This is a genomic window from Psychromarinibacter sediminicola, from assembly GCF_029168335.1.
GTDB lineage: Bacteria > Pseudomonadota > Alphaproteobacteria > Rhodobacterales > Rhodobacteraceae > Psychromarinibacter > Psychromarinibacter sediminicola.
This window is the reverse complement of the sequence record NZ_JARGYC010000114.1, coordinates 1-8,684: the sequence shown is the minus strand read 5'-3', so window position 1 is coordinate 8,684 and position 8,684 is coordinate 1. Positions and strand designations below refer to the sequence as shown.

The 8,684-nt window shown below is 67.6% G+C and carries 10 protein-coding genes and 1 pseudogene; all 11 read right to left on the bottom strand.

What is annotated here, in order from left to right:
- Nucleotides 1–11: 11 nt before the first annotated feature.
- A complete protein-coding gene (locus P1J78_RS23265) occupies nucleotides 12–716 on the bottom strand; it encodes an ABC transporter ATP-binding protein (protein WP_275569774.1) in 705 nt (234 codons plus the stop codon).
- Nucleotides 709–1,437, bottom strand: coding sequence for an ABC transporter ATP-binding protein (locus P1J78_RS23260; RefSeq protein WP_275569773.1), 729 nt, complete (start codon nucleotides 1,435–1,437; stop codon nucleotides 709–711). The genes P1J78_RS23265 and P1J78_RS23260 overlap by 8 nt, the downstream gene beginning before the upstream one ends.
- A 64-nt stretch (nucleotides 1,438–1,501) precedes the next feature.
- Nucleotides 1,502–2,770: an ABC transporter substrate-binding protein gene (locus P1J78_RS23255; protein WP_275569772.1), complete on the bottom strand. Its 1,269-nt coding sequence runs from the start codon at nucleotides 2,768–2,770 to the stop codon at nucleotides 1,502–1,504.
- Between the two features lie 49 nt (nucleotides 2,771–2,819).
- Nucleotides 2,820–3,740 (bottom strand): 3-hydroxyacyl-CoA dehydrogenase family protein, encoded by a 921-nt coding sequence (locus tag P1J78_RS23250; RefSeq protein ID WP_275569771.1) that lies wholly within the window; start codon nucleotides 3,738–3,740, stop codon nucleotides 2,820–2,822.
- 4 nt (nucleotides 3,741–3,744) lie between these two features.
- Nucleotides 3,745–4,539: an SDR family NAD(P)-dependent oxidoreductase gene (locus P1J78_RS23245; protein WP_275569770.1), complete on the bottom strand. Its 795-nt coding sequence runs from the start codon at nucleotides 4,537–4,539 to the stop codon at nucleotides 3,745–3,747.
- Nucleotide 4,540: 1 nt separating this feature from the next.
- On the bottom strand, nucleotides 4,541–4,885 hold the full coding sequence (locus P1J78_RS23240; RefSeq protein WP_275569769.1) for a cupin domain-containing protein: 345 nt from the start codon (nucleotides 4,883–4,885) through the stop codon (nucleotides 4,541–4,543).
- Nucleotides 4,886–4,984: 99 nt separating this feature from the next.
- Nucleotides 4,985–5,821: a cyclase family protein gene (locus tag P1J78_RS23235; RefSeq protein WP_275569768.1), complete on the bottom strand. Its 837-nt coding sequence runs from the start codon at nucleotides 5,819–5,821 to the stop codon at nucleotides 4,985–4,987.
- Nucleotides 5,822–5,953: 132 nt separating this feature from the next.
- Nucleotides 5,954–6,115 carry a hypothetical protein gene (locus P1J78_RS23230; protein ID WP_275569767.1) on the bottom strand — a complete coding sequence of 54 codons (162 nt, stop codon included), beginning with the start codon at nucleotides 6,113–6,115 and terminating at the stop codon, nucleotides 5,954–5,956.
- A 108-nt stretch (nucleotides 6,116–6,223) separates the two neighbouring features.
- A complete protein-coding gene (locus P1J78_RS23225) occupies nucleotides 6,224–7,390 on the bottom strand; it encodes a M24 family metallopeptidase (RefSeq protein ID WP_275569766.1) in 1,167 nt (388 codons plus the stop codon).
- Nucleotides 7,387–8,346 carry a D-2-hydroxyacid dehydrogenase gene (locus P1J78_RS23220; RefSeq protein WP_275569765.1) on the bottom strand — a complete coding sequence of 320 codons (960 nt, stop codon included), beginning with the start codon at nucleotides 8,344–8,346 and terminating at the stop codon, nucleotides 7,387–7,389. The genes P1J78_RS23225 and P1J78_RS23220 overlap by 4 nt, the downstream gene beginning before the upstream one ends.
- 197 nt (nucleotides 8,347–8,543) lie before the next feature.
- Nucleotides 8,544–8,684 (bottom strand): annotated as a pseudogene (locus P1J78_RS23215) (IS6 family transposase); the annotation flags it as partial.

Genomic DNA, 8,684 nt, shown 5'->3' with positions numbered 1-8,684 from the left:
GGACACCCCCCTCAACTCCCGAAATACGCATGGCTGATCGCCTCCCGGCTCACCTCGTCCGACCGCCCTTCCAGCGACACCCGTCCCTCCTGCAGGCAGCAGACCCGCCCCGACACCGCCAGCGCCTTGGAGATGTCCTGCTCCACGATGACCGCGCTCATCCCCTCGCCCACGATTCCCGGCAGCTGGTCGTAGATCTGATTGATCACGACGGGCGCGAGGCCGAGGCTGATCTCGTCGAACAGGATCAGGTCCGGGTTCGCCATCAGCGCCCGGCCGATCGCCACCATCTGCTGCTGCCCGCCGGACAGCGACGTGGACGGCACCGAACGCCGCTCTTCCAGGATCGGGAACAGCCTGAACACGGCCTCCAGCGACCACGGGCCCTTCCGCCCCACGCGCCCGCCGATGATCAGGTTCTCCTCCACCGACAGCGAGGGGAACAGCTGCCGCCCCTCGGGCACCAGCGCGATCCCCAGCGCCGCCACCTGGTCGGCCCGGAGCGCCCCGATCTCGCGGCCGCGATACACCACCTGCGGGCCGGCATTCCGCAGCAGGCCCGAGACCGACCGCATCAGCGTCGTCTTGCCGGCCCCGTTGGCGCCGATGATCGCCAGCACCTCGCCCTCGGCCACCTCCATGTCGACGCCGTAGAGCGCCTGGAAGTCGCCGTAGAAGGCGTCGAGGCCCCGCAGCGACAGCACCGGCTCAGGCATCGGCCTCGATCCCCAGGTAGATTTCCTTGACCTCGCGGCTGTCCATCACCGCGCGCGGCTCGCCCTCCGCGATCATCTTGCCGAAATCGATCACGATCAGCCGCTCCACGACGGCCAGCAGCGCATGCACCACGTGCTCGATCCAGATGATCGACATGCCCCCCGCATGGATCGCCCGGATCGTCGCGATCAGCGACGCGCATTCGTCGTCGGTCAGCCCGCCCGCGATCTCGTCCAGCATCAGAAGCTTCGGCTTGGCGCAGAGCGCCCGCGTCAGCTCCAGCCGCTTGCGGTCCAGAAGCGACAGCTTGCCCGCCAGAACGTTCGCCTTGTCCAGAAGCTCGGTGTCCTCCAGCACGTCGAGGCACAACGCCTCGGCCGCGTGCCCCGACAGGTCCGCCCCCTGCGTCGCCGCGATCATCGCGTTCTCGAAGACGGTCAGCCCGCCGAAGGGCTGCGGCACCTGGAACGACCGCGCCATGCCGGCCCGGCAGCGCGCCGCCGCGCCGGTCTTCGTCACGTCGCGGCCCGCGAAACGGATCCGTCCGGCATCCGCCGACAATGTCCCGGTGATCAGGTTGAACATGGTGGTCTTGCCCGCACCGTTCGGCCCGATCACCCCCAGCGCCTCGCCTTCGCGCAGCGCATAGGACAGGTCGTCCGCCACGGTCACCGCGCCGAAGCTCTTCTTCACGCCGTCGAGTGTCAGGATATCCGCCACGTCGCCCCCCGTGTTGGGCCGCGGGCGAGAGGGAGAGGTCCCCGCCCGCGGCGCCGGCCGCTCCTCAGAGCAGCTGCATCTCCGCCGTCACCGGAATTTCCGGCGCGGTGGCGTTGGCCACGATCTCCAGGCTCAGCCCGTCGTCGCCGCGCTGCCATTGCCCCGCGACCAGCGGCGTCTTGGTGACGTTCTCGACCGGCCCCTCCGACCAGTCGACGGGACCGACGATGGTATCAAGCGAGGTCTCGGGAATGGCCGCCCGGACCGACTGGTAGTCGTCCATGTCCTCGACGCGGGACACAACGTCGGCCACCACCTCGAACAGCGCGTGCTTGAAGCCGATGGGCTGGGTCCAGGGCCGGCCCGTGGCCGCCTCGTACCCGCCGGCAAGCTCCGCCGCGGTCACGCCGGTCAGCGACGATGCGAACGGATGGTGCGGCGACCACCAGACCTCGGACGAGAGCCCGTCGCCGCGTTCGCCCAGCGATTCCACGACCGAGGGGAACAACAGCGCCTTGCCGATGGTCACGATCTTCGGCTGGAACCCCTGCTGCGCCGCCTGCGCCCAGAAGGTCGCGAAGTCGGGCGGGATCATGTTGCCCGTCACGATCTCGCAGCCGGCCTCCTTGAAGGCGTTGATCTGCGCGGTGAAGTCGTCGGTCATCGGCTGATACCGGCCCGGGTCGATCAGCTCGTAGCCGGCCTCGGCCAGCGCCGGCGGCAGGCCCCGTTCGGGATCGCCCCAGGCATTGCCGTCGGCGTCGTTGGGGAACAGGCCCGCCACGGTCTTCTGCACGCCGGTGCCGTCCCACATGGCGAGGAAGGCCGCGATCACGTCCTCCAACCCCCAGAAGAAGTGGTAGGTATAGTCGAAGCCTTCCCCGGGCACCCCGTTGCGGCCGAAGAAATACGGCTGCCACGGACAGTCGGTGGTGATGCAGGGCACCTCGTTCAGCTCCGCCTGGTCGGCCACCGGGTTCGTCGTATCCGGCGTCGAGGCGGCGGTGATGATGTCCACCCCCTCGCCGAGGATCAGGTCCAGCGCGACCTCGGCCGCACGGTTGGGGTTCGACTGGCTGTCGGCGGTGATGATCTCGATATTGTAGGTGCCGCCCTGCCCCTCGATGCCTTGCGCGAACTTCGCGCGGATACCCTCGAGGATGTACTCGTCCGCCTCGGCGAAGCCGGCCAGCGGCCCGGTGCGCGGGCTGACATGGCCGACGCGGACGGTGCGGCCCTGCGCATAGGCGCGGGTGTGGCGCAGGATGACCGGGGCGGCGACCCCGGCGGCGAGGCCGGTCAGCAGCCGGCGGCGGTTGGTGATCAGTTTCATCTTCAAGTCCTCCCTTCCTTGAAGGCCGGTTCGCGGGCCGGCCGCCCGTTCAGTCGAGTATCGTGTCGAGCTTCCCCAGGAACCGGCCGACCCGCGCGCGCACCGCGTCCGCCTCCTCCGGCGTCCACTTGCGGAACCCTTCGCCGGTCTTCATTCCCAGCTTGCCGTCCTTCACCAGCCGTTCGAGGTACGGCGACGGGCCCTTGCGGCTTTCCAGGTCGGCCAGCACGTTTTCGTGAATGTCCAGCGTCAGGTCGGTGCCCACGAGGTCGGCGTTTTCCAAGGGGCCCAGCACCGGCAGGCGGCGGCCGAAGCAGGACTTGATGACGGTGTCCACGCTTTCGGCGTCGCAGATCCCGTTCTCGACAAGGCTGATCGCCTCGCGCCAAAGCGCGTGTTGCAGCCGGTTGCCGATGAAGCCCGGCACGTCCTTTTCCACCCGCACGGGCGTCTTGCCGGCATCGGCGAGCAGGGCGACCATGGCGTCCATGCTGGCATCGTCGGTCCAGTCCGTCCGGATGACTTCCACCAGCGGGATCATGTGCGGCGGGTTCCACCAATGGGTGCCGAGCGCGCGGTGACGGCCGGTCAGCCCGCCCATGATCTTCGTGATCTGGATGACCGAGGTGTTGGAGGCGAGGATCGCGTCGTCGGGCGCATGCGCCTCGACCTCGGCGAAGATCGACTGCTTCAGCGGCAGCTTCTCCGGCGCCGCCTCGAAAACGAAGGCCGACGTCTTCACCGCCGCCGATACCGAATTGCACAATTCGATCTTTTTCAGCGCTTTTGCGATCTCTTTTGCGTCGCAACCCAGCACTTTCATACTTTCGCCGATGCGATCCGGCGCGCTGGCCAGCGCCTCGGGCACCGGGTCGGTCAGGCAGACATACTGCCCCGCCCGCGCCAGCGTCAGCGCGATGCCGTGGCCCATGAGCCCCGCGCCGATCACCGCTGTCTGCCGGTTCTTCATCGCGTCACCCGGCGGTGTAGCCACCGTCGGCATAAAGGATATGCCCGGTGTAGAAATCGGACGCCTTCGACGCGAGGAACAGCAGCGGCCCGGCCAGATCCTCCGGCTCGCCCAGCCGCCCCTTGGGCACGCGGGCGAGGAAGCCGGCGCGGACCTGCTTGGCGTTGTCGTCGTCCTCGAACATCCATTGCGTCAGCGGCGAGCGGAAGACCGTCGGCGCGATGGCGTTGACGGTGATACCGGTGGGGCCAAGCTCGCAGCCCAGCGCCTTGGTGATCCCGTCGACGGCGGCCTTCGACGCGCAATAGGCGGTATAGCCCGCCGGGTGGCCGAGAAGCCCGCGCGCCGAGGACACCAGCACGATCTTGCCGCCGGTGCCCTGGTCCTTCATTCGCACCGTCGCGGCGCGCGCCATCAGCCAGCTTTGCCGGACATTCGCGTCCTGCACCGCGTCGAAGGTCTCGGGGTCCATCTCGTCGATCTTGGCGACCTTGTTCATGCCGCTGGCCACCACGAGGATGTCCAGCGACCCGAACGCCTCGACCGCCTTCGCCACCATGCCCTCGCAGATCTCGGGCGTGGTCGGGCGGCCGTTCACCTCGGCCACCTCGGCGCCGATCCCGCGGCATTCCTCGGCGATCTCGCCCAGCGCGGCGGCGTTCCCGGCCACCAGCACCAGCTTGCAGCCGGCCCCGGCCAGCACCCGGGCCGCGACCATGCCGAAGGCGCCGGACGCGCCGGTGATCAGCGCCACCTTGCCCTTCACGTCGAACATCGAAAGCGGGTTGGTCAGATCCATCTCATTTCTCCGGCGGATAGGGCATGACGACCAGCATCTTGCAGACGTGGTTCGACTTGTTCTCGATGCGGCGCTCCTGTCCCGGCGGGATCGTGCAGCTGTCCATCGCGCGCAGCACCTCGGTCCGTCCGTCCCATTCGATGGTCATCTCGCCGTCCAGCACGACATAGACCTTCTCGAACGAGGTGCTGTCCGGGCCGGCCCCGCCGCCCGGCAGGAATTGCGAAAACGCGACCCACTGGTTGGTCGGCCCGCCCTCCTCGAAGCCCTGCAGCCGCAGCCCGTGGACGCCCCAGTGATTGGGGGCATCGTAGGACTGCGCGTCCTCGAATCGTTTGATCAGCATGCGCTCTCCCCTCCCTTGGATCGCGTCGCGTCTGTCGGCGGGAGCGGACGAACGGCCCGCCCCGCTGGCGTCGGGTGGGCCATCTGCCCACCGCCCGCCTCAGAACGCTTCGCCGGCCTCGATGCGATAGCCCTGGCCCTTGTCGATCATGGCGACCAGCCGGATGATGCAGCCGTCGCCGCGATCCCAGTTCCACGGGAAGAAGGCGAAGGTGCAGCGCTTGCCGGTCACCGCGTCCAGGTCGCCGCCGACGTTCTCGATCCCGAGAATGCCGTTCTTGAACAGGATGTTGTGCACCGGCTCCCAGTCCGGATAGTCGTCGGCCCAGTCATTGCCGCCGGACCATTCCTTGTACTCGTCGGCCAGATGCGGCAGCAGCGGGCCGTTGCGCTGCGGCCCGATGGCGGTGGCCAGCGGGTGGTCGTTGGCCTGGGTGTCGTGACCCACGACCTTAATGCCCTTCTCGACCATCCACTCGCCCGCCGACGGCACGAAGCCCGGGCAGTAGGCGAAATAGTCGCCATCCTCGTACTGGTGGTGCCAGCCGGTGTTGACGATCAGCACGTCGCCGGGGCGGATCGCGTGGCCGCAGGCATTCTCGAGGTCGTCGCCGGTGATGAACTCCCACTTCTTCTTGGGCAGCGACACGACGATCCCGGTGCCGAAGAAATGCGGCAGCGGCACCTCGTCGATGAACGGCGTGCCCTGAACGACATGGGCCGGCGCATCAATATGGGTGGTCGCGTGCATCGTCGTGGTGATGCGCTGCGAAAGCACGCCGGACTTGGCCATGTAATGGATACGCTCGATCTTCGTATCCTCGAAATACGGCCAGTTCGGGTTCTGGAACCCGAAGCGGTGGCTGAGGTTGTAGAACTCCAGCCCCATCTCGTTGTCGGTGTTTCCCTGGAATTCGATTCCGCGGATCGTGACCATCTTGTTCCTCCCTGGGCGCGGCCTGTCTGCCGGTTGTTCCGCGGTGGCCGGGGCGGGTCCGCCCGGCTCACCTGTCCCGTCTATTGATGCATATGAACCGTATTGCGGTCAATCAGAATCTCGAACGGCCCATCATTCGGGCGGGAACAGCGCGACGTAGCGGATGAATTCCAGCATGTCCTGGCCTAGCGACTCGTCCTCCGTCCCGATATGCTGCACGATGGAGATGTGGCTGTGCCCGCTCGGAACCGAGGTCACGGGCAAATGCCCGTCCCGCTCCAGCAGCGCGGCCATAAGCTGCGACCGCCGGGACCGCCAGCGCCATCGCAAGACCGGTCAGCCCGGCCGTAAGTCTTGGTCTCATGCTATCCTCCCTTCGCGGACCGCGTTCCCACGCGACCGTCAGGTCTCGAAGATCCTCTTTTCCGTCTTGTGCAGGCATTCCCCGGGCCCGTCCGGGCCGATCAGGTAGTTGTCGCAGATGACCGCAAAGACCCGCCCGTCGTCGTAGCCGGGATGCACCGCGAAATGCATGTTCTCGGCGATCGGCATTGTCTCGTCGCGGCGGATCAGCGGCCGCTCGACCATCTCGCAGCCCTGCCCGTGGGCGTAGAGCCGGGTCTCGGGCGGCAGCCCGCGCGCCTGCATCCAGGCGTCGTGCGCCGCGGCGATCTCGGCCGGCTGCGCGCCGGGCTTCATCAGCGACAGCGTATGATCCTGTGCCGCCTTCACGTTGGCGAACGCCTCCAGCAAGAAGTCGTCGGCCTTGCCCAGCACCATTGTCCGCGCGATTTCGAGGTAGAGGCCACCGGGCCCGTTGATCTCGGTGAGCAGCGACATGTGATCGCCGGCCTGCAATTCGCGCGTCTGGAAATGCCGCCCCATGAAACGCGACGGGCTCCCAAGCTCGGCCGACATCCCCAGGAAGATGCCCTGGTCGCTGCCCAGCCGCCGGCCAACGGCCTCGGCATGGGCGGCCACGTCGCGGTCGGTCAGGCCGGGACGGATGAAATCGCAGACCTCGGCGAACACCTTGTCCTGCAACAACGCGATCTCGGCGATCAGCTTGCGTTCTTCCTCGCTTTTCACGGCCTTGACCGCGTCCAGCGCGCCGGTCGCGTCCACCAGATCGAGCCCGGCCTCCTCCAGCCCGCGCATCAGCGAATGGGGCAGCGCGCCGGGCGCCAGCAGGCCGGCCCGCGCGGCACCCTTCTCGGCCAGATCCTGCAATGCCAGGTCCGTGTCATAGGGGATCGTGTAGTCGATCGACACGAAGGACGGCGTGCCCAGCATCCGGCCCACGCCGCGATGCACCGGGTCGCCGTCGAGCATGCGGTCGGTTCCGAACGCCCCCATCTCCACCACCGTCATCGGCGCGTCGCGATAGAACAGCACCGTGCGCGGATAGCCGTTGCCGGCCGGGATGTCGGTGAACCAGCGCACGTACCCGCCCATCCAGTCCTCGCGCGCCTGCATCACCAGAACGTCGAGCCCCAGCTCCTCCATGACGCCGCGCGCCACGGTCCAGCGGCGTTCCATCTCGGCATCGGTGATCGGCGAATGGGTCATGCGTTTCCTCCGTGCGGGATCGTGTCCAGCGCGGCCGCCCCGCCCCGCGCGTATGCGTTGAACTTCTCGACCAGGATCGGGAGCGCCTGTTCGTGGTAGGTGGCGGACAAGCCGCCGACATGCGGGGTGATGATGCAGTTGGGCGCCCGCCACAGCGGGTCCTCGGGGGGCAACGGCTCGGTCGCGAACACGTCGAGCCCCGCGCCCGCGATCCCCTGCCCCTCCAGCGCCCGGAGCAGGGCCGCCTCGTCGACGCAGCCGCCGCGCGCGATGTTGACGAGGTAGGCCGACGGCTTCATCGCCGCCAGCACCGCCTCGCCCACGATGTGGTGCGTTTCTTTCGAATAGGGCACCAGCACAACGAGGAAATCCGCCTCGCCGGCCGCCTGTTTCATCTCCGCCCGCCGGAATACCCGCGCGAAGCCCGGCACTTCGCTGCGCCCGTCCGAGACACCGGTCACCCGCATCCCGAAGGCATTGCAACGCTCTGCGAGGGCCTCGGCGATGGACCCCAGCCCGAGGATGCAGACGGTCTTGCCCGGCAGGATCGGCTGCGGCCACTTCTCCCACCGCGCGCTGTTCTGGTTGTCCAGCATCCGCGGGAACTGCCGCTGCAGCGAAAGCATCAGCAGGATCGCCAGCTCGGACATCTGCGGCCCGTGCATCCCGCTGCAATTGGTCAGGGCCACCTCCGGCCCCAGCGCCTTCATCGTCAACAGGTTGTCGACGCCGGTCGTCAGCGCCGCCAGCCATTCCAGCCGGGGCATCGCCGCGACGAGCCGCTCCGGAATGAACGGTGCAAGGCCCAGGAGAACCTCTGCCTCGCCGGCGTGCTTCAACGCCGTATCGGCATCCGTCGTCGGGACGAAACGATAGCCCGGACAGGCCGCGCCCAGCTTCTCGGCATAATAGCCTGCGTGGTCGTCCAATATCAGGACTGTCTTCGGTCCCGGCATCACGGCCCCTCCCTCGGCCCAATGGGCGCGCTGCACGCGACCAGCGTCGGCCGGATACCGCCGCGCCGACTGCATATGTACCACATTACGAACAAGACGCACCGCATTGCAAGGCCGGAGTCGTGATGTCCGACCAATCAGCTGGGTGCGGGCAGACGCATTCGACCCAGTTCACGCAAGGGCAGGATGGCTGTCCCTTATACCGCGCAGAGACCGCGCCACTCTGCGAGAGCAGCGGCGCGATTCTTCTTGTAGTTTGCTCGGGAGTAGAAGCTGCGCTCCGAGTTGAAATGGTTGCTGACCGAGGTGTGGACGGAGACGAATTTCTGCAATGTTCG